General features: G+C 67.6%; 17 protein-coding genes. All 17 read right to left on the bottom strand.

Annotated features, from left to right (window positions below; all coding sequences use genetic code 11):
- Positions 1 to 2,502, bottom strand: coding sequence for a heavy metal translocating P-type ATPase (locus tag CKW06_RS11200; RefSeq protein ID WP_024956872.1), 2,502 nt, complete (start codon positions 2,500 to 2,502; stop codon positions 1 to 3).
- 176 nt (positions 2,503 to 2,678) lie between these two features.
- Positions 2,679 to 5,636, bottom strand: coding sequence for a TonB-dependent receptor plug domain-containing protein (locus CKW06_RS11195; protein WP_024956873.1), 2,958 nt, complete (start codon positions 5,634 to 5,636; stop codon positions 2,679 to 2,681).
- A gap of 400 nt (positions 5,637 to 6,036) precedes the next feature.
- Positions 6,037 to 6,768 (bottom strand): copper homeostasis protein CutC, encoded by a 732-nt coding sequence (locus CKW06_RS11190; protein ID WP_024956874.1) that lies wholly within the window; start codon positions 6,766 to 6,768, stop codon positions 6,037 to 6,039.
- Positions 6,765 to 7,763: a glycosylasparaginase gene (locus CKW06_RS11185; protein WP_024956875.1), complete on the bottom strand. Its 999-nt coding sequence runs from the start codon at positions 7,761 to 7,763 to the stop codon at positions 6,765 to 6,767. The genes CKW06_RS11190 and CKW06_RS11185 overlap by 4 nt, the downstream gene beginning before the upstream one ends.
- A 51-nt stretch (positions 7,764 to 7,814) precedes the next feature.
- Positions 7,815 to 8,837, bottom strand: a complete 1,023-nt coding sequence (locus CKW06_RS11180) for a glucokinase family protein (protein ID WP_024956876.1) — start codon at positions 8,835 to 8,837, stop codon at positions 7,815 to 7,817.
- A gap of 84 nt (positions 8,838 to 8,921) precedes the next feature.
- Complete coding sequence (locus CKW06_RS11175) at positions 8,922 to 9,206, bottom strand: hypothetical protein (RefSeq protein ID WP_024956877.1); 285 nt, start codon at positions 9,204 to 9,206, stop codon at positions 8,922 to 8,924.
- 35 nt (positions 9,207 to 9,241) lie between these two features.
- Positions 9,242 to 10,831, bottom strand: a complete 1,590-nt coding sequence (locus tag CKW06_RS11170; RefSeq protein ID WP_024956878.1) for a calcineurin-like phosphoesterase C-terminal domain-containing protein — start codon at positions 10,829 to 10,831, stop codon at positions 9,242 to 9,244.
- 154 nt (positions 10,832 to 10,985) lie between these two features.
- Positions 10,986 to 11,606, bottom strand: coding sequence for a bifunctional phosphoribosyl-AMP cyclohydrolase/phosphoribosyl-ATP diphosphatase HisIE (gene hisIE, locus CKW06_RS11165; protein ID WP_024956879.1), 621 nt, complete (start codon positions 11,604 to 11,606; stop codon positions 10,986 to 10,988).
- Complete coding sequence (hisF, locus tag CKW06_RS11160) at positions 11,596 to 12,372, bottom strand: imidazole glycerol phosphate synthase subunit HisF (protein ID WP_024956880.1); 777 nt, start codon at positions 12,370 to 12,372, stop codon at positions 11,596 to 11,598. The genes hisIE and hisF overlap by 11 nt, the downstream gene beginning before the upstream one ends.
- On the bottom strand, positions 12,366 to 13,100 hold the full coding sequence (hisA, locus tag CKW06_RS11155; protein WP_024956881.1) for a 1-(5-phosphoribosyl)-5-[(5-phosphoribosylamino)methylideneamino]imidazole-4-carboxamide isomerase: 735 nt from the start codon (positions 13,098 to 13,100) through the stop codon (positions 12,366 to 12,368). The genes hisF and hisA overlap by 7 nt, the downstream gene beginning before the upstream one ends.
- Entirely contained in the window at positions 13,097 to 13,699 is a 603-nt protein-coding gene (hisH, locus tag CKW06_RS11150; RefSeq protein WP_024956882.1) for an imidazole glycerol phosphate synthase subunit HisH, read from the bottom strand. The genes hisA and hisH overlap by 4 nt, the downstream gene beginning before the upstream one ends.
- Complete coding sequence (gene hisB, locus CKW06_RS11145) at positions 13,696 to 14,769, bottom strand: bifunctional histidinol-phosphatase/imidazoleglycerol-phosphate dehydratase HisB (protein ID WP_024956883.1); 1,074 nt, start codon at positions 14,767 to 14,769, stop codon at positions 13,696 to 13,698. Before hisB ends, hisH begins: the two co-directional genes overlap by 4 nt.
- A complete protein-coding gene (hisC, locus tag CKW06_RS11140; protein WP_005409427.1) occupies positions 14,766 to 15,860 on the bottom strand; it encodes a histidinol-phosphate transaminase in 1,095 nt (364 codons plus the stop codon). Before hisC ends, hisB begins: the two co-directional genes overlap by 4 nt.
- Positions 15,857 to 17,152 (bottom strand): histidinol dehydrogenase, encoded by a 1,296-nt coding sequence (hisD, locus tag CKW06_RS11135; RefSeq protein WP_012480031.1) that lies wholly within the window; start codon positions 17,150 to 17,152, stop codon positions 15,857 to 15,859. The genes hisC and hisD overlap by 4 nt, the downstream gene beginning before the upstream one ends.
- Positions 17,149 to 18,060, bottom strand: a complete 912-nt coding sequence (hisG, locus tag CKW06_RS11130) for an ATP phosphoribosyltransferase (RefSeq protein ID WP_024956884.1) — start codon at positions 18,058 to 18,060, stop codon at positions 17,149 to 17,151. Before hisG ends, hisD begins: the two co-directional genes overlap by 4 nt.
- Before the next feature lie 34 nt (positions 18,061 to 18,094).
- Positions 18,095 to 18,403, bottom strand: coding sequence for a YerC/YecD family TrpR-related protein (locus CKW06_RS11125; protein ID WP_005416326.1), 309 nt, complete (start codon positions 18,401 to 18,403; stop codon positions 18,095 to 18,097).
- Positions 18,404 to 18,708: 305 nt separating this feature from the next.
- Positions 18,709 to 20,103: a histidine--tRNA ligase gene (gene hisS, locus CKW06_RS11120; protein ID WP_005413164.1), complete on the bottom strand. Its 1,395-nt coding sequence runs from the start codon at positions 20,101 to 20,103 to the stop codon at positions 18,709 to 18,711.
- Positions 20,104 to 20,227: the final 124 nt, after the last annotated feature.

The following is a 20,227-nucleotide window of genomic DNA, read 5'->3' as shown; positions in this document are numbered from 1 at the left end:
TCAATGGGTCGCTGCGGCGGCATCCGCCATCGGTGGCTGGAAACGGCGCAGGCGCAGCGCGTTGCCCAGTACGAACACGCTGGACAGTGCCATTGCACCGGCCGCGAACACCGGTGACAGCAGCACGCCCCAGACCGGGTATAGCACGCCGGCGGCCACCGGAATCAACGCGGTGTTGTAGGCGAAGGCCCAGAACAGGTTCTGCCGGATGTTGCCCAGCGTCGCCTTCGACAGCGCGATGGCATTCGGCACCCCCTGCAGGTTGCCCGACATCAGCACCACATCGGCCGATTCCACTGCGATATCCGTGCCGGTCCCGATGGCCAGGCCGACATCGGCTTCAGCCAGTGCCGGCGCATCGTTGATGCCGTCGCCGACGAAGGCGACATGGCCATGCGTGGCCTTCAAGCGGCGCACCGCCTCGACCTTGCCTTCCGGCAGCACCTCGGCCACCACTTCGTCGATGCCGAGCTGGCGCGCGATCGCCTGCGCGGTACCAGCGTTGTCACCGGTGACCATCGCCACCTTCAGGCCAAGCTCATGCAGTGCCGCGATTGCGGCCGGCGTGCTCGGCTTGATCGGATCGGATACCGCGATGATTGCGGCCAGGCGGCCGTCGATGGCGGCATACAGCGGCGACTTGCCCTGGGTGCCCAGCTCTGCCGCCAGCGTCGCGAACAAAGTGATGTCCACGCCCAGGTCGCGCATGAAGCGATCGGCACCGACCTCCACCCGCGCACCATCAACGTTGGCACGCACGCCCATGCCGGTGACCGATTCGAAATCGACCATCGACGGCAGCGCGATGCCCTGCTCGGTGGCTGCATCGACGATGGCGCGGGCAATCGGATGCTCCGAGCGCGACTCCACCGCCGCCACCGCCGCCAGCACCGTGCCGTGGTCAAAACCGCTGGCGATCTCCAGATCGGTCAAGCGCGGGCGGCCCTCGGTCAGCGTACCGGTCTTGTCCACCGCCACCACCTGCGCGTCCTTCAGCAGCTGCAGCGCCTCGCCCTTGCGGAACAGCACGCCCATTTCAGCGCCACGGCCGGTCCCGACCATGATCGAGGTCGGCGTCGCCAACCCCATCGCGCACGGGCAGGCAATGATCAGCACCGCCACCGCATTGACCAGCGCGAAGCTCAGCGCCGGTGACGGGCCGAAGATCAACCAGACCAGGAAGGTAGCCAGCGCGGCCAGCATCACCGCCGGCACGAACCACAGCGTGACCTTGTCGACCACCGCCTGGATCGGCAGCTTCGAGCCCTGCGCCTGTTCGACCATGCGGATGATCTGCGCCAGCATGGTCTGCGCGCCCACCGCCGTGGCACGTAACGTCAGTGCGCCCTTCTGGTTGACCGTACCGCCCACCACGCTGCTGCCCGGCTGCTTCTCGACCGGGATCGGCTCGCCGCTGATCATCGATTCGTCGATGTAGCTGCGGCCTTCAACCACCTCGCCATCGACCGGCACGCGCTCGCCCGGCCGCACTTCCACCATGTCGCCGCTCTGCACTTCATTGACCGGGATGTCGACGGTGCGGCCGTCACGGAACACATGGGCGACCTTGGCCTGCAGGTTGACCAGACGCTTGATCGCTTCGGAGGTACGGCCCTTGGCGCGGGCCTCGAGGAAGCGGCCGAGCAGGATCAGCGCGACGATGACTGCTGCCGCTTCGTAGTAGACGTTCACCGTGCCCGGCGGCAGCAGCCGCGGTGCAAAGGTCGCCACCACCGAGTAGCCAAACGCCGCGGCGGTGCCCACCGCTACCAGTGAATTCATGTCCGGCGCCAGCCGCAGCAGTGCCGGGAACCCCTTCTGGTAGAAACGGCGGCCGGGAATGGCCAGCACCAGGAGGGTCAGTACGAACTGCAGGTACCAGCTGGCCTGCATGCCGATGGTGGCCATCACCCATTCGTGCATGCCGGGAATCAGGTGCGAGCCCATCTCCAGCACGAACACCGGCAGCGCCAGCGCGGTCGCCACGATCAGGTCGTGCTTCAGTTCGGCGCGCTCGGCATCCTTCTTTTCAGCGGCTTCATCATCGGACTGCACACCGGCCTCGATCGGGCGGGCGGCGTAGCCGACCTTGTCGATGGCCGCAACCAAGGCGGCCGTATCAGCCACGCCGCGCACGGTCGCACGCTCCGTCGCCAGGTTCACGCTGGCCTGGCTCACGCCTGGCACCGCCAGCAGCGCGCGCTCCACGCGGCCCACGCAGGAGGCGCAGGTCATGCCTTCCACGGCCAGTTCAACGGTGGCGGGGGGCACGTCGTAGCCCACCCGCTCCACCGCCTGGATCAACGCGGCCCGATCGACCGGACCGGACGGGCGGATATCCGCGCGCTCGGTGGCCAGATTGACCGAAACACTGCCCACGCCTTCGACCTTGGACAGCGCCGCCTCGACCCGGCCGACACAGCTGGCGCAGGTCATGCCCTCGATGGGCAGGCTGATGGTGGAGGGGCTGGCGGGGACGGCAGCGGTGCGCGGCGTGCTCATGATCGGATTCCCGGGATTCCTTCTGGATGCGGACAGGCTAAACCTTGCCATCGTGGGAAGGTCAAATCCAGCCACCCCGGGGGTTCATGATGGGGTTCATCCACGCATGGCGTGGAACTGCTGAGCGGACGGAGGCGCCACGGGCGGATCAGGCCCGGCGCCCCCTGCGGGTCTGCTCAGAAGGTGAACACGTACTCCAACGCGAACTCGCGGCCGACCGCGCCAAGCAGGCGGGTCGGGGCGAAGTCGTAATCCAGCTTGTACGGGTCCTTGTGGTTCCAGCTGGCTGCGTTGAAGGCGTTGTTGACGTACACGTTTACCTTCGCGTGTTCGGTCACCTGGTAGCCCACGTTGAAGTTCCAGGTGATGAACGGCCCCACTCGACCGTAGTAGCGCGCCGTCTGCTGCCCGGCATTGGGGTTCGGGTTCGGCGAGCCGTCCGGACGTGTCGCCGGCTCCAGGCAGTTCAGCGACGGGCTGTCGCTGGGCACGTAGCCGTCGGCGAACGGCAGGCAGCCGCCGGGGTTGTCCAGGCGGTCGGTGCCCCAGTGGTAGCGCACGCCCGGCACCGAGCCCACGCGGTCGGTATAGACATTGGCATTCCAGTTGCCGCGCTGCCAGGCCAGGCTCGCGCGCAGCTTGCTGCGCAGGTCGCGGTCGCGGCGTTCCGGATTCGGATCGTTGGCGTAGCGCTGTTCCTTGGTCGAGATCTGGTTGGTGTAGTTCAGGCCCAGCTGGAAGCTGCCCCACTGCGCGGTTTCCAGGCGATAGCGTGCGGTCAGGTCGACACCACGTACTTCGCGGCTGGCCAGGTTGAACGGGCCGCGCTCGATCGACACCAGGCGGCCGCTGCTGTCACGGTTCACGCGGGCCAGGATGCCGGCGCAGTATTCGCCACCGGCCGGATTGGCCCATGGCGTGCCATCGATGTTCTTGCCGGTCAGGCAGCCGGCCTCGCTGGCCAGCACCTCATCGGCGCCGACGTCGACGATCATGTCTTCCAGCTTGATCGCCCAGTAGTCGGCACTGACCGACAGGTTCGGCATCACGTCCCAGACCAAACCGACCGTCCACGAATCACCGGTTTCCGAGCGCAGCAGCGGCGTGCCACGCCGGTTCACGTCGAAGGTGTACCAGACATCGGTGTTGCCCACGCCGCAGTTGTTGACCAGGTACGCGCCACTCTGGATGCAGCGCAGGCGGTCATAGGTCTGCACTTCGGAGCTGCTCGGCTGGCCCAGCAGGTAATGCATGTCCGGCGCATGGAAGCTGGTGGCATAGGAGCCACGCACCAGCAACGATTCAACCGGGCGCCATTCCAGGCCGACATTCCAGGTGGTTTCCTTCTGGCTGCCGATGTTCAGTGCTTCGCTGCTGTCGTCGGCCTTGTAGTTGCCATAGCGGTCATAGCGCGCGGCCGCAGTGGCGGTCACGCTGTCCAGCAGCGGAATCTTGAACTCGACGCCGGCCGAATAGCGGGTGCGCTCGCCGCCACCGCGATCGACGTTCTGCAGGTCGAAATCGATGCCGGCGCGTGGGTCGGGGCTGAGGTGATAACCCTGCTGCGCGACTTCAGCCACCGCGGCGAACGAGATCGGGCCGGCCCAGCCCTGGAACAGTTCGCCGGTGATATCCGCCGAGGCCTGGTTGACCCAGGACGCCGCACGGTTCTTCGCCACCGTACCCATCTGCCAGTACTGGTCCGGCGTCAGCGGATTCCACCAGCGCGATTCGTTCAAGGCGTAGATCGCCTCGCCATCGGCCGTGGTGCCCAGCTTCGGGCCGAGGAAGTAGTTGTACGACTTCTGCTTGTCGACCACGTTCTGCCGTTCTTCCACGCGGTAGTACGAGCGCCCCACCGTGGCGCTCCAGTCGAAGCGGTCGGCGAGGCGGCCACGCAGGCCGGCGCTCCAGTCCCAGGACAGTTCGCGGTTGGTGTTGCGCAACGTATCCAGCCCGCCAACCTCATTCGGGGTGAACTGGCGCACGCCAAGAATCGGACGGTTGCGGTTGGCGTCCCAGTAGTAGCCGTTGTCATCGTCGATCAGCGACACGCCGGGCGGATTGGTGCCCCAGATCGCTTCGGAACGGTAGACCGCCAGATTGGTCCAGGCCTGCAGGTCGTTGCTGAAATCGAAGGTGGCATACAGGTTGCCGGACACGTTCTCGGCACCGCCGGTGAGCAGCCAGTTGGCGTAGTCGGCGCTCATGCCGCACAGGCGGCCGGTGTTGGTGATGGTGTTGGCGGCGTAGTTGTAGACCAGTCGATCGGCGGTGTAGTACTCACTGCCGAACTTCTCGCAGGTGCCGGTGGGCGGCGCCAGGCGCTGGCCCGTGGTCGGATCGATCAACGCCAGTCCGGCGGTAGGACGGAAGCCGACCTTGCGTTGTTCCATGTTCCAGGACGGGTACGGCGCATCATCGGCATCGTCCATCTGCGGGCGGTCACGGCCGAACAACGGATCGCGCTTGGTGTACTGCAACGCGTAGGTCACGCTCCAGTTGTCACCGGTCTTGCCGCCGGCCCAGGACAGGTCCCAGGTGTCGCGCCCACCCTCGGTGGAGGTGCCGCCACGCACGCGCACCTCGTCGCCGTCGTAGTTGGTCTTCAGGATGACGTTGACCACGCCGGCGATCGCATCCGAGCCATAGATGGCCGAGGCGCCACCGGTCAGCACTTCGATGCGCTCCACCGCCGCGGCCGGAATGTTGCCGTAGTTGGAGAAGTTGGTTTCACCGCCATAGGGCAGCGGGTAGTCGGCCACGCGACGGCCGTTGACCAGCAGCAGCGAGCGGTTCGGGCCCATCCCGCGCAGGTTCAGGCCGCTGGCATTAGGCGTGTGCGAGCCCCACTGCGAGGCAGCTTCAACAGTGCCGGTCGCTTCGGTGAGGGTCTTCAGCGCGTCGTACACGCTGACAAAGCCTTCCTTCTGGATCTGCGCGGCGGTGATCACGTTGACCGGCGCCGGGCCTTCGACGCTGGCGCGCTTGATGCGCGAGCCGGTGACGGTGACCGCGTCGAGATCCTTGGTGGATGAACTGGCGGCCTCCTGCGCGCTGGCAGCCAGGGGCAACAGGGCCAGGACCAGGGCCTGGGACAGCAGGTGACGACGCTTGCGGACGATCTGAGCCATGGGTGGTTGCTCTTCGAAAGTGTGGACGCACGGACGGGTGGTGGCGCGGCACTACAGCTGATCCGGGCACCTGGATCGGTTCAAGACCGTCCCGACGCCCCCCCTGTGGATCGATCCAAACTAAAGCACAGCTGAACCACGCTGGGCATGCGGCGACGCAGCAATGCCCGGTGCAATGCCGCTATCGGCCGCAGGTATCAAGAACAATCAAAGGGTTGCGAAACATCGCTGAGAGAACAGCGCACACGTCAATGACACGATCGCGACAATCGCGCGCGGAACGTATTTGTCCGGCGCAAGCCAGCGTCCGGGGTCGGATCCCCTCGCAGAGGGGCTCTGACCCGATTGCGTCGGGTGGGGTCAGAGCCCTTCTGCGAAGGGATCCGACCCCGGGCAGCTCTCAGCCGTCCAGCGCCTGTCGCAGCGCGGCCACGGTCGCGGTGGCGGTCTGGCTCCAGTCCGGGTCCAGCCCGCGCAGGTCCGGGTTCTGGAACTGCATGGCCGAGCGCCGCAGGCCTTTGGCCGAGGCGTGCAGTTCGGTGCAGCCGCTGCGTCGTGCGACGGCGGCGACATTGGCCGGGCCCAGCCCGGCGCCGGCCATCACCGTGATACGTCCCGCCGCCTGGGTGACCAGGCCCGCCAGCACATCGGCACCGGCCTCGGCACTGACCTGGCCGCCCGAGGTCAGCACGCGCTGGCAACCCAGTTCGATCACCTGTTCCAGTGCCGCCGGCAGATCGCGGGCGGCATCGAAGGCGCGGTGGAAGGTCACCTGCAGCGGCCCGGCAGCCTGCACCAGTTCACGGCACAACGCCACGTCGATACCGCCCTGCACATCCAGCGCACCGATCACCACGCCATCGCAGCCGAGCGCGCGGCACTGCGCGATGTCACGCAGCATCAGTTCGGTTTCCAGCGCGTCGTAGTGGAAGTCGCCCGGGCGTGGCCGCACCAGCACGAACAGCGGAATCGACAGGCGTTCGCGCGCAAGCGCGATGGTGGCGAACGACGGCGTGGTGCCTCCCTCGGCCAGGTTGTCGAACAGCTCGATGCGGTCGGCGCCGCCGGCCTGGGCGGCCAGCGCCGAGGCCAGCGAGTTGCTGGCGATTTCCAGAGTGAGCCGGGTTTTCACGTCTGGGTGCTCGTGTAGATCGACGGCGAGTCGCGCAGGTCATCCTGGCGCTGCGCATCGCACACGGCGTAGACGAAGCCGCGATGCAACGCGTAGGCGCCCACCTCGCCCTGCTTGTTCATGGCCAGGAAGCACACCTGCAGCGTTCTGCTAGCTTCCGGGCGCTTGCGCACCACGCGGTCGATGGCTTCGCGGCAAGCCTGCGCCGGCGAGCGCCCCTGGCGCATCAGCTCGACCACCAGGAACGACGCGGCGTTGCGGATCATCTCCTCGCCCACGCCCGAGGCAGTGGCCGCCCCCACTTCGTTGTCGACATACAGGCCAGCACCGATGATCGGGCTGTCGCCGACCCGGCCGTGCAGCTTCCAGGCCATGCCGCTGGTGGTGCAGGCACCGGCAAGGTGGCCCTTGGCATCCAGCGCCAGCATGCCGATGGTGTCGTGGTTGTCGCTGTTGCCGGGAATACCTCGCCGCTCGGCGTTGATCTGCGGCTGATACTTCTCCGTCTTCAGCCACTCGCGCCAGGCCGCTTCGGCCTGCGGCGTCAGCAGGTGCTTGCGTTCGAAACCCTGCTGCACCGCGAACTGCTGCGCGCCCTCGCCCACCAGCAGCACATGCGGGCTGTTCTCCATCACTTTGCGGGCCACCGACACCGGATGCAGGATGTCGACCAGCGCGGCCACTGCGCCACAACGGCCATCGCCATCCATGATGCTCGCGTCCAGGCTCAGCACGCCGTCGCGATCCGGGTTGCCACAATGGCCGACGGTGGGGTTGCAGAGCTCGCCCTCGGCCCAGCGTGCGCCTGCTTCCACCGCATCCAGCGCGCTGCCGCCCTGCGCCAGTACCTTCCACGCGGCCTGGTTGGCCGGTACGCCGAAGTCCCAGGTCGAAACCACCTTGGCCCCACCCTGCGTGCGCGCCTGCACGCCCGGCAAAGCCGCCATGCCTGCAGCCAGTGCACCGGCCTGCAGAAACTGCCTGCGATCCACCATCTTCCCCTCCCAGTCTGCAATGCACGGCCGGCCCGATGCCGACCCTGCCGATCAGTCGTGCGTGGGCTGCCGTGCGGCGTGCCAGACCGCTGCGCCGAGCACGCCCAACTGGCCGTGCTCCACGCGCCATACCGGCACCTGGCGCAGCACCTCGGTCAGCACGCCCTTGTTGAGGAAGCGCTCACGGAAGCGGCCATCGGCCAGGAAATCCTGCACATGCGCGGAAATGCCTCCGGCCAGGTACACCGAACGTGCACCGACGGCGATCGCTGCGTCGCCGGCCAGGCTGCCCAGCCACGCACAGAACACCTGCAGTGTTTCCACGGCCAGCGCATCCTCGCCGCTGCGTGCGGCGCCGATCAGTGCCTCGGTGCTGGTCCACACCGGGGTGACGCCGCGCAGTTCGCACAGGCACGGATACAGGTTCATCAGGCCGCTGCCGGACAGCACGCGTTCGTTGTCCACGTGCGCCCAACGCTGCAGCAGCTTGCCCAGCACCTGCAGTTCCAGCGCGTTGCCGGCGCCAAGCGCGGCATGGCCGATCTCGCTGGCCAGCACCGGGCGCTCGCCGTCGGCAAAGCGCAGTGCGGCGCCCAGGCCGGTACCGGCACCCAGCACCAGCGCCGGGAATGCCTGCGCCGGATCAGCATCGCCGTTCAGCGGCACCAGCGTGTCCGGCTGCAGATAAGGGATGGCCAGCGCCACCGCCTCGAAATCGTTGATCAGCTGCAACTCGTGCAGCCCGGACTGCGCGCGGGTGGTCGACAGCAAGACCGTCCACGGCAGGTTGGAATTGATCAGCACATCGCCATCAAGCAGTCCGGCGATGGCCACCACCGCGGTCTGCACCGGCTGGCCAAGGCCTGCGGTGAAATCGGCCAGGATCGCCGCCAGGCTGGGATGCTCGGCGCAGGCGTAGGTGCGATGGTTGCCCAGCAGCGGCGCCTGGCCGGGTTGGGTTTCAGCCAGCGCAAGGCGGGCGAAGGTGCCGCCGACATCGGCAACGACCAGGCGGCGTGGAAGACCGCCGCGGGCGGAGTCGGAGGAAACCGGGGACGCTGCTGCGATGGTCACGCTGGCCTGCTTGGATCGATTGAATCGCCCCGATTCTCAGGCATCGGGGCGGCTTTGCCTAGCGCGCCGATGGTTCAGGTTGGCCTACATGCCTTCCTGTTCGGCCACCTGCACACCATCCACCAGCACGCGCAGCCGCTGCGGGCGGAAGCCGGCGAACAGCAGCGGCCGGGTGCGCTCGACCAGCACTTCATGGCCGGCGATGTGGCGCAGCCACGACTGTACCAGCGAGAACGAGAAGTGGGTGCCCGGATGCAGCGGGTGCTGCACCCAGACCTTCTCGGTGGCGCTCTGCAACTGCATCGCGCCGGTGAACCAGTGGCGGCTGAGGGTCACCGGCGTGGTGCCGGCCATGAAGCGGATATCCATGCGGGGTCCTTTCGCTGGAGCGGTGGTGTGCGGGGTCAGGGCTGGGCAGTCTGCAGGCTGTAGCTGGTGCTGGCGGTGAACACCGCGCCGTCGGGCTGGGTGGAGCGCACCTCGACCTTGTGGCTGCCCACGGCCAGATCGGTCGGCAGCGCGCCACGCCACAGGTGCGGCGATGCGGTGGCCTCCGGCGAGCGGTCGTAGCCTCGCAGGCTGATTGCAAGATCGTCAGCCACGTTCTCCACCATCAGGCGCGGATCGGGTTGGCTGACCTGCTTCATCGGCTGCCAGACGCCACCATCGACGCGGTACTCGACCACGCTGGCATCCTCACCCATGTAGACGTTGGCATAGATGCCCCAGGCCGGGTAGGCGCCCTGGCGCAGCACCTTCGGCGCATGCAGGCCGATCTGCTCGCTGGCCGGTTTTCCGGCCACGCGGTACTGCAGTCTGTAGCTGCCATTGCCGGCCACGTCGAGCAACGCATAGCCCTTCGGCGTGCCATCGCTCATGGTGCTGTCCGGCACGCCGGCGGCATTCTTCACGCCTGACCAGAACGCACCGCAGTTGGCACCCACGTTGTATTCGTGCAGCGGCTTGTCGCCGTCCCAGCCCTCGGCCTTGCCATGGTAGACGTGCTGCTGGGTGTGGCTGTGGCCGCTGAGCACCAGCACGTTGCGGAAGTCCTTCAGCAGGTCGAACAGGCGCTGGCGGTCGGCATGGCGGAAGGTCTCGCGTCCCGGCGCCGCGTCGAACAGCGGGATGTGCATGCCCAGCACCAGCAGGCGATCCTTGTGCAGGCCCTTCAGGTAGCTGGCGAGGAAGGCGAACTGGTCTTCGCGCAGGCCGCCGATGTACTTCGGCTTGGCCTTGGGGTCGTACACCACGTCGTCCAGGAATACGAAACTGGCGCCGCCCTCTTCCACCGCGTAGGTATCCGGGCCGTAGATGTTGCGCCAGCTGTCCAGCGAGTGTTCGTCGCTGGCCGCATCGAAGTCGAGATCGTGGTTGCCCGGCACGTGGAACCACGGTACGCCAAGTCCGGTAGTGACCTTGTTGATCGCCGGATACAGGGTCAGGTCGTCGTTGACGATGTCACCCAGGGTGGTGCCCATGCGCGCCTTGGTCTGTCCCACCAATGGCGCGACGATCGACTGCTGGTAGTAGCCGATATCCTTCAGGCTGGCGGTCTGGGAGTCGGTGAATACCAGCATCTGGAAACCACGGCGGCTGTCATGGCGATCCGACTGCAGGGCGAAATCCCAGTTGCGGGTGACGTCGCTGGTCGCGGCGATGCCGCCGTACTTCAACGCCGGCGAACCGTTCGGGCGATAGTGCCGCCAGAACGAAGGCAGGCCGTCGGCCGCTTTCGGGAAGGAATACGCATCGGGCTTGATCACGAACACGGTCTGGCCATCACGCACCGGCAGGCTGTAGCTGCCGTCTGCAGCCGTCTTGACGATGGCCTCGCCGTTGGAGACCTGCACGCCGGCCAGGCCCGGATCGGTCGCACCGCGGCCGGGTTTGCCGTCGCGCTCCAGATAGACCTTGCCGGTGACCACGATGTCCGCGGCCCAGGCCGGCGAGGTCAGCAACAGGCAGCACAGCCAGGCGGCAGGCAGTTTCATGGGCGGTCCGGGTAAAGAAAGACCGCCTATTGTAGATTCCGTTGATGACATCGCGCACGCGATGACGCATGCCGGTAGTGCCGGCCGCTGGCCGGCAGCCTCATGAACGTCGGGCATCCGGGGTTTGCCGGCCAGCGGCCGGCACTACCGCACGTCAACGATGGCGTTTTTCCAGCACCGCGCGCGCATCATCCAGCGACAGCCCGCGCGCGCGCAGCAGCACCAGCAGGTGGTACAGCAGGTCCGAGGCCTCGCCCAGCAACGCCTCATCATCCTGCGCCACCGCCGCGAGGGCGGTCTCCACCCCCTCCTCGCCCACCTTCTGTGCGATACGGCGGATGCCGCCCTCGAACAGGCTGGTGGTGTAGCTGCCCGGCGGGCGTTGCGCCTCACGCATCGCCACCAGCTGGCCCAGCCCGCCCAGGAAATCCTTCGGCGCCTGGTCGAAGCAGCTCTCTGCACCGGTGTGGCAGGTTGGCCCCGCCGGCCGTGCCATCACCAGCAAAGTATCTGCATCGCAGTCGACGCTGATCGACTGTACCACCAGCACGTTGCCGGACTGCTCGCCCTTGGTCCACAACCGCTGCTTGCTGCGGCTGAAGAAGGTCATGTGGTCGATGGCCAGCGTGGCCGCCAGCGATTCGGCACTCACAAAGCCCAGCATCAGTACCTGCAGGGTATCGGCATCCTGCACCACCGCCGGCAGCAGGCCGTCGCCCTTGCTCCAGTCCAGCGCCTGCAATGCGTCCAATGACGGCCTGACTTCAATAGACATCCCGCACCTCGATCTGCTGTCCGCGCAGGTAGCGCTTCAATTCCGGAATGGCGATGGCGCCGCTGTGGAACACGCTGGCGGCCAGCGCACCGTCGACGTCGGCCTGGTCAAAGGCTTCGGCGAAGTGCTCCATCGCACCCGCACCGCCGGAGGCGATCAGCGGCACCTGGCACAATGACCGTGCCTGCTGCAGTTGCACGACATCGTAGCCACGGCGTACGCCATCGCTGTCCATGCAGTTCAGCACGATCTCACCGGCGCCCCGCCGTTGCGCCTCGACAATCCAGTCCAGGGTGCGCAGCGGCACCGCCTGAGTCTTGTCCGGGTCGCCGCTGAAACGCCGCACCCGCCACTGCCCGTCGGCCTCGCGCACCGAATCGACGCCCACCACAACGCACTGCACGCCGAACTCGTCCGCCAGCTCGGTGATCAGCTCCGGGCGCCCCAGCGCCGGCGAGTTGATCGACACCTTGTCGGCACCGGCAAACAGCACGCGGCGCGCGGTTTCCACACTGTCGATGCCACCGGCCACGCAGAACGGAATGTCGATCAAGCGTGCGATGCGCTCGATCCACGCCACGTCGACCGAACGCGCCTCGGGGCTGGCGCCGATGTCATAGAACACCAGCTCGTCCGCCCCCTGGTCGCGATAGCGCTGCGCCAACTCGGCGATGTCGCCCATGTCGACGTGGTCGCGGAAGCGCACGCCCTTGACCACACGGCCATCGCGCACGTCCAGGCAGGGAATGATGCGGCGGCTCAACATGCCAGTGCCTCCGCCAGGTCCATGCGCTGCTCCAGCAGTGCCTTGCCGAGAATCGCACCGCCGCAGCCGGCGGCACGTGCCTCGGCCACATCGGCTACGTCGCGGATGCCACCGGACGCCTGCACCGCCACACCCGGCAACAAGCCGGACAGGTGCCGATAGAGGTCGATATTGGGCCCGGCCAGCATGCCGTCGCGGGCGATGTCGGTGCACAGCAGGTGGCGCATGCCGGCGCGCGCGTAGCGCTGAGCCAGCTCATCCAGGGTCACCCCGGCATTCTCGGTCCAGCCGTGCACCGGCAGCTGCCACTGCCCCTGTGCGTCCTGGCGCGCGTCCAGCGCAACCGTGATGCGCTCGGCGCCGAATTCCTCCAGCCAGCCGACCACTTCATCGGGGCGACGCACCGCCAGCGAGCCGACCACCACGCGACCGGCGCCGGCATCGAGGATGCGCGCCACATCGTCGCGGCCGCGCACGCCACCGCCGGTCTGCACCTGCAGCGATGTCTGCGCGCGGATCGACGACAGTAGCGGCGCCAGCGTATAGCCACCGGCGCGCGCAGCGTCCAGATCGACCAGATGCATCCACTGCGCACCCTGCGCGGCGAAGGCCTGCGCGCGTGGCAACGGATCGTCGCCATACGAGGTTTCATGCGCGTAGTCGCCCTGGCGCAGCCGCACCACGCGGCCGTCGCGGATATCCAGCGCGGGGTAGACGATGAAACTCATGCAGCAGTGCCCTCGAGAAAATTGCGCAGCATCAGCGAGCCGGTCTCGCCGGAGCGCTCGGGGTGGAACTGTGCGCCGTAGTAACGCCCCTGCTCCACCACGGCAGTGAACAGGCCGCCGTGGTCGCAGGCAGCGACGGTGTGGGTATTGAGGGGCGCGGCGTAGCTGTGCACGAAGTAGGCGCTGGCACGCTCCGGCACGCCGCGCAGCAGCAGCGATTCGCGCAGCGGCAGCAGGCGGTTCCAGCCCATGTGCGGCACGCGGATGCCGCAGGCCGGCACCAGCTTGCGCACCACGCCGGGAATCAGGCCCAGTGTCTCCACACCCGCCTCCTCGGAGCGTTCGAACAGCAGCTGCATGCCCAGGCAGATTCCCATCAGCGGCACCTCCAGTCGCTGCAGCGGTTCCACCAGGCCTTGCGCATGCAGGCGTTGCATGCCGGGACCGGCGGCGCCGACGCCGGGCAGGATCACCCGCTGCGCACCGACCAGACCGTCCGCATCGCGCACCAGCCGCACAGTCGCACCCAGGCGCTCCAGTGCGTAGCGCACCGAGCCCAGGTTGGCGCCGCCGGCATCGATCAGCGCAACGTCACTCACAGCGCCCCCTTGGTGCTCGGCAGTGCCGTGCCCTGCCGGGCCAGCGCCGGACGCAGCGCGCGGGCCAGGGCCTTGAAGCACGCCTCCACCTTGTGGTGATCGTTGTCGCCGCGTACCTGCAGGTTGAGGTTCAGGCCGCTGGCATCGCACAGCGAGCGGAAGAAATGCGGCACCAGCTCGGTCGGCATATCGCCCACGCGTTCGCGCTTGAACTCGCCCTCGAACACGAAGTACGGGCGGCCACTGAAGTCCAGCGCAGCGCTGGCCAGCGTCTCGTCCATCGGCAGGGTGAAACCGTAGCGGCCGATGCCGCGCTTGTCGCCCAGCGCCTCGCGCAGCGCCTGGCCCAGGGCCAGCCCCGTATCCTCGATGGTGTGGTGTTCGTCGATGTGCAGGTCACCCTCGGCCTGGATGTCCAGCGCGAAGCCACCGTGCTTGCCGATCTGTTCCAGCATGTGGTCGAAGAACGGCAGGCCGGTGGAGATGCGTGCATCACCCGCGCAATCCAGGTCCAGTTCGACGCGGATCTTCGTTTCTTTCGTGTTGCGCTGGACCACGGCGGTGCGCGGCGCATCGGCCAGCGCATGGGCAATGCCCGGCCAATCCCACTCGCCACCAAACTGCGCGGTGCGCAGCTGGAAACCGCGGATGTTGAGGTTTTCGGCAAACTGCAGGTCGGTGATGCGATCGCCGACCATGCCCGAACGCGCCCAGTCGATGCTGCGGTCCTGCAGATAAGCCGTCATCAGTCCGATGGCCGGCTTGCGGGTCGGCGCATTGTCGTGCGGCCAGCTGCAGTCGATCAGCACGTCACGGAAAGTGATGCCCTGGCTTTCGAAGATCTGCAGCATCAGCTCGTTGGGGCCATCGAAGCTGGCACGCGGGTAGCTGTCGCTGCCCAGGCCATCCTGGTTGGTGACGATCACGAACTGGTAGCCGGCATCCCGCAGCTTCAGCAGCGCCGGGATCACCTGCGGCACGAAGCGCAGCTTCTCGTAGGCGTCGATCTGGAAATCGGACGGCTCCTCGATGAGGGTGCCGTCGCGGTCGATGAACAGGATCGGGGTCATGCTGCGGCCCTCCGCGCCGACAGGGCCGCGAGCACGCGGTCATTCTCTTCCGGGCTGCCGATGCTGATGCGAAGCGCATCGCCCAGCTGCGGCGCGGCGCGCTGGTCGCGCACCACCACCCCTGCAGCAAGCAGCGTATCGAACGCCGCCTGCGCATCGGCGAAGCGGACCAGCAGGTAGTTGCCGGACGAGGCGTACACCCGGCGTACACCGGGCAGGCTGGCCAGTGCCGTTCGCAGGCGTTCGCGCTCGGCGATGACCGTGGCCACGCGCTCGGCGGTGCGTGCCAGCGCGGCCGGCTGCAGGGCCTGCACGGCCAGTTCCGCGCACGGGGTCGGCACCGGATACGGCGCCTGGCAGCGGCGCAGCACGGCAATTAGTTCCGGCGCGGCGATCAGCGTTCCAATGCGCGCGGCCGCGAGTGCGTGTGCTTTCGACAGCGTGCGCAGCACCGCCAGGTTGGCGTGCACGGCCAGCAACGTGGTCGCCGACGGACGCTGCGCGTACTCGACATAGGCCTCGTCCACCACCACCAGTGCCTGCCCGCGCAACGCAACCGCCACCCGTTCGACCTCGTCCAGGGCGATATCACTGCCGGCCGGGTTCGACGGTGCGCACAGGAACACCAGCTTGGCATTGCGCGCCCTGGCGGTGTCGATCACCGCATCCAGATCGGCGCGCAGGCCATCCTCGCTGTCCACCAGCGGCACTTCAATCAATGCGGCGCCCTGCAGGCGTGCGCAGACGGCGTACATGCCGAACACCGGCGGCGTGACCAGTACGCCATCGCGGCCCGGCACGCACAGGGCACGCACCAGCAGATCAATGGCTTCGTCGCTGCCGCGACCGATCAGCAGCTGCTGTGGCGTCACGCCGTACAGCGCCGCCAGTCCCTCGCGCAATGCCAACGGCTGCGGTTCGGGATAGCGCCGGCTGCTGCCCGCGGCATCAGCGGGATTGGCCCAGGCCGATTCATTGGCGTTCAACCAGACCTCGCCCTGCACCGCCGCGCTGCGCGCCGAGCTGTAGCCGGCGAAGGCCTGCAGATCCGGGCGAACCAGTGCCAGCACATCATCGATAGCCGCGTTCATGCTGCCACCTCCATGCGCACTGCGACCGCACGTTCATGTGCATCCAGGCCTTCGGCACTGGCGATGATGCGCGCGCAGCCGCCAATCGCTGCCAGGCCGGCGGCGCTGGCGCTCTGCACGCTGATCAGGTTCTGGAAGCTGGCCACACTGACACCACTGTAGGCACGTGCGGCACCCGCGGTGGGCAGCACGTGGTTGGTGCCGCTGCAGTAGTCGCCCAGTGCCTCGGGGGTGTAATCACCCAGGAACACCGAGCCGGCCGCCTGCACCTTGTCCAGCCACGCACGCGGATCACGCAATGCCAGGATCAGGTGCTCCGGTGCATAGCGGTTGCTGATCGCGAAGGCTTCGTCCAACGAGTCGACCTGGATCAGCCGCGAGGCCGACAGCGCCTGGCGTGCGATCTGCTGGCGCGGCAGCAAGGCCACCTGGCGCTCGACTTCAGCCTCGACCGCCGCCAGCATCGCGGTATCGTCGGTCAGCAGCAGCACCTGCGAATCCGGGCCGTGCTCGGCCTGCGACAGCAGGTCGGCTGCAACGAACGCCGGGTTTGCACCTGCATCGGCAATCACCAGCACTTCGGAGGGACCGGCCGGCATGTCGATGGCGGCGGCGCCGTCCTGTGCGACCTGCTGCTTGGCTTCGGTGACGAAGCTGTTGCCCGGCCCGAACAGCTTGTCACAGGCCGGAATGCTGGCCGTGCCGTAAGCCATCGCAGCGATGGCCTGGGCGCCGCCCAGCTTGAACACGCGCTGCACACCGGTCAGGCGTGCGGCCACCAGCACCGCAGGATCGGCCGTGCCGTCGGCGCGTGGCGGCGTGCACAGCACCACCTGCGGGCAGCCGGCCAGCTGCGCGGGCACGCCCAGCATCAACGCGGTGGACGGCAGCGGTGCGCTGCCGGCCGGCACATACAGGCCCACCCGGCCGATCGGGCGCAGCATGCGTTCGCAGACCACGCCCGGTGCGGTTTCCACGGCATACCCCGTACCCATGCCGGCGGCGTGGAAACGGGCGATGCGTTCGGCAGCTTCGACCATCGCCTGGCGCAGCTCGGCGGGGACGGCGGCATCGGCCGCTGCGAACTCGGCTTCGCTCACTTCGAACGATGGCAGCTCGACGCCGTCGAAACGTGCGGTAATCGCACGTAGCGCGTCATCGCCCTGCCCGCGCACCTGTGCAATCAGCGTAGCCACCGCATCGCGGGTCTGCTGCGCCACGGTCTGCACCGGGCGGGTCAGTGCCGCACTGCGCGCGGCCTCATCAAGTCGGGACCAGATCAGACGGTTCATGCCAGCGACCGCTCCACGCTCAGTACCATCAAGCCCTGCGCGCCGGCGCGCTCGAGTTCCTCCATGCGCTGCCAGCTCAGCGGGCCCGGGCACATGGTCTGCAGGCGCAGTGCGCCGCCGTCGGCCGGCAGCCGCACCAGCGGCTCGGCATCGGCCAGCAGCTGCGCCAGCGCGTCGACGCGATCCTCGCTGGCGCGGAACATCAACAGCTTGCGGTCCTGGCGCTGCACCACGCCGTCGAGGCGGCGCAGCAGCATCGCGCGCAGCGATGCACGTACATCATCCGGCACGCGCACCGCACCGGCCAGCACCGCCTCGCTGTCGAGCAGGTTGTGCACCGGGGTCAGCTGGTTGGCGCGCAGCGTGGCGCCGCTGGAGACCAGATCGCAGATCAGGTCGGCGGTACCCAGGCGCGGGGCGATTTCCACCGACCCGGACAGCTCGACCACCTGTGCGTCCACGCCCTGTTCGGCCAGCCATTGCTTGAGGATGGCCGGGTAGCTGGTGGCAATGCGGGCACCGGCCAGCTGCGCCGGTCCCTGCCACTGCCACTCCTCGGGTACCGCCAGCATCAGCCGGCACTGGCCAAAGCCCAGTCCGCGCAGTGCCTGGTAGGCATCCGGCAGGCCGATCTGGCGACGTGCCGCAGCCTGCTCGTCCAGCTCGTTGCGGCCGACGATGCCGAGGTCGCAGACGCCGTCGGCGATCAGGCCGGGGATGTCGTCGTCGCGCACCAGCAGCAGGTCCACCGGCAGCGATTCGCCGTAGCAGAACAGCTTGTCGCGGCTCTCGCGCCAGCTCAGGCCGCAGGCGCTGAGCAGGTTGCGCGCGGGTTCGGCCAGCCGGCCACTCTTCTGGATGGCGATACGCAGCCGGTCTCGTGCCGGCGCTGCCTGGGTTGCACTCATGGGGGAGGTCTCGAAGTTCGGAACGGGGCGCGGATCAGCGCGAGGCAAGGCGGTCGATGGCGGCGGCATAGCCTCGATGGCCATGCTCAAGGGTGCGTGCCACCCGTCCGGTGGTGGTCACGCTGACGCCGGTGCGCTCGTGGATCTCGCGGTACGGCACGCCCTGCTGCAGCAGCGGCACCACCTTCCAGCGGTCGGCCATGGCTTCCAGCTCGGCCGGTGTGCACAGATCGCGCAGGAAGGCCTCGACCTGTTCCGGCTCGCGCAGGGCGGCAAAGGCCCGGGCCAGGGCTTCAAGGTCGGCCTTCGGGTCTTTGGCGGCAATTTCGGGGCGGGCTTTCACGGGGTCGTTTCCATGCATCAATGTAATAGCGCGTTAGTACATTAGCGCATTCTTGCGCAGTGCGTCAAATCGAGGGTTGAGGGTGCGGCAGGGCTGCTGCCCCGCACCCGCAGAGGCCGGAGCATCGGCACAGCTGGGTTCCGGACCGACCCCGCCCTCGACAGGTGGCCGCGAGCTGTTGGGACGGCCGGGGTCGGATCTGTTTTCCAGAGGAAAACGGCTCTGACCCGGAACGGGGCCCGGAAACGAAAACGCCCACCGGTTGGTGGGCGTTTCGTTGAAGCGCTGCATGCTGCCAGGGGCCGTTACATCACCTTCGACTGCTCCAGCTCGACCTGCAGGGTGCTGGCCAACTCGTCACGGGAGACTTCGAACTGCTGCTCGCGCAGGAGGTCCTTCACCGCCACCACGCCGCGCGCCAGCTCGTCCTCACCGGCCAGCACCACGAAGCGGATGCCGGCCTTGGCGGCGTACTGGAACTGCTTGCCGATCTTCTTCGGCTCCATCTGCACTTCGGTGTTGATGCCACCGGCGCGAAGGCGGCGCGCGATGTCCAGCGACTGCGGCATGCCCTGCTCGTCCATCAGCGCCACCAGCGCCTGCACGCTGCTGCCCTCGATGCCATCGATCAGGCCGGCTTCGCGCAGCTGCCAGAACAGGCGCGACAGGCCGATGGAGATGCCCACGCCCGGCAGCTTCGACTTGCTGTAGTGGCTGGCCAGGTCTTCGTAGCGGCCGCCCGAGCAGATCGAACCGATCTGCGGGTGGTCGGTCAGCGTGGTCTCGTAGACGGTACCGGTGTAGTAGTCCAGGCCGCGCGCAATGGAGAAATTCAGGCAGTACGCGGTTTCCGGCACGCCCAGCGCCTGCACCAGCTGCAGCACTTCGCGCAGTTCGGCGACGCCGGTACGCAGGATCTCCGAAGAACCGGCGTCGGCTTCAAGCGTGGCCAGCTGCGCCAGTGCATCGGCATGGCCCTGCGAACGCACGGCCACGAACGCCAGGATCTTCTCGACCTGCTCGGCCGGAATCTCGAAGCCCTCGCCCACCAGCGTCTCGCGCACGTAATCGGCGCCGCGCTTGTCCAGCTTGTCCACTTCGCGCAGCACTGCCAGCTGGCGCTCGCCCTCCGCCACGCCCAGGCTCTCGAAGAAGCCACGCATCAACTTGCGGTTGTTCAGCTGGATGCTGAAGTCACCGATGCGCAGTTCCGAGAACACCGCGTGGATGACCGCCAGCACTTCGGCGTCGTATCGCACGCTCAGGCTGTCCTTGCCGATCACGTCGATGTCGCACTGGTAGAACTCACGGAAGCGGCCGCGTTGGGCGCGCTCGCCGCGGTACACCCGCTGCATCTGGTAGCGACGGAACGGGAAGGTCAGTTCATGCTCGTGCTCGGCCACGTAGCGCGCCAGCGGCACGGTCAGGTCGAAGCGCAGCGCCATTTCCGGCAGCGAACGGTCACCCGATTCGGCGGCGTTGGCCAGCGCACCGGTGGACTGCACGAAATACACCTGGCGCTCGGTCTCGCCACCGGACTTGGTCAGCAGCACGTCGGACAGCTCGAACACCGGCGTCTCCACCGGCAGGAACCCGAAGCGCTCGTAGTTGCGACGGATCACGTCCAGCATGCGCTGGAACGCAATCTGCTCGCGCGGCAACAGTTCAAGGGTGCCGGGCGGGGTACGGGGCTTGATCACGGGCGGAACTCCTGCTGGAACGGGACGTGGGAGGGGGCGACATTCTAGCGCCCCCGCCTCGGGCAGGGTCGAACGGCCGCTTGAAGTATCATAAGGCCCTCCCCGCCCGCGATACGCCCCCGCA

The sequence above is a fragment of the Stenotrophomonas maltophilia genome (genome assembly GCF_900186865.1).
Classification (GTDB): Bacteria; Pseudomonadota; Gammaproteobacteria; order Xanthomonadales; family Xanthomonadaceae; genus Stenotrophomonas; species Stenotrophomonas maltophilia.
The sequence above is the reverse complement of the archived record's forward strand: the minus strand, read 5'-3'. Positions and strand labels throughout refer to the sequence as shown.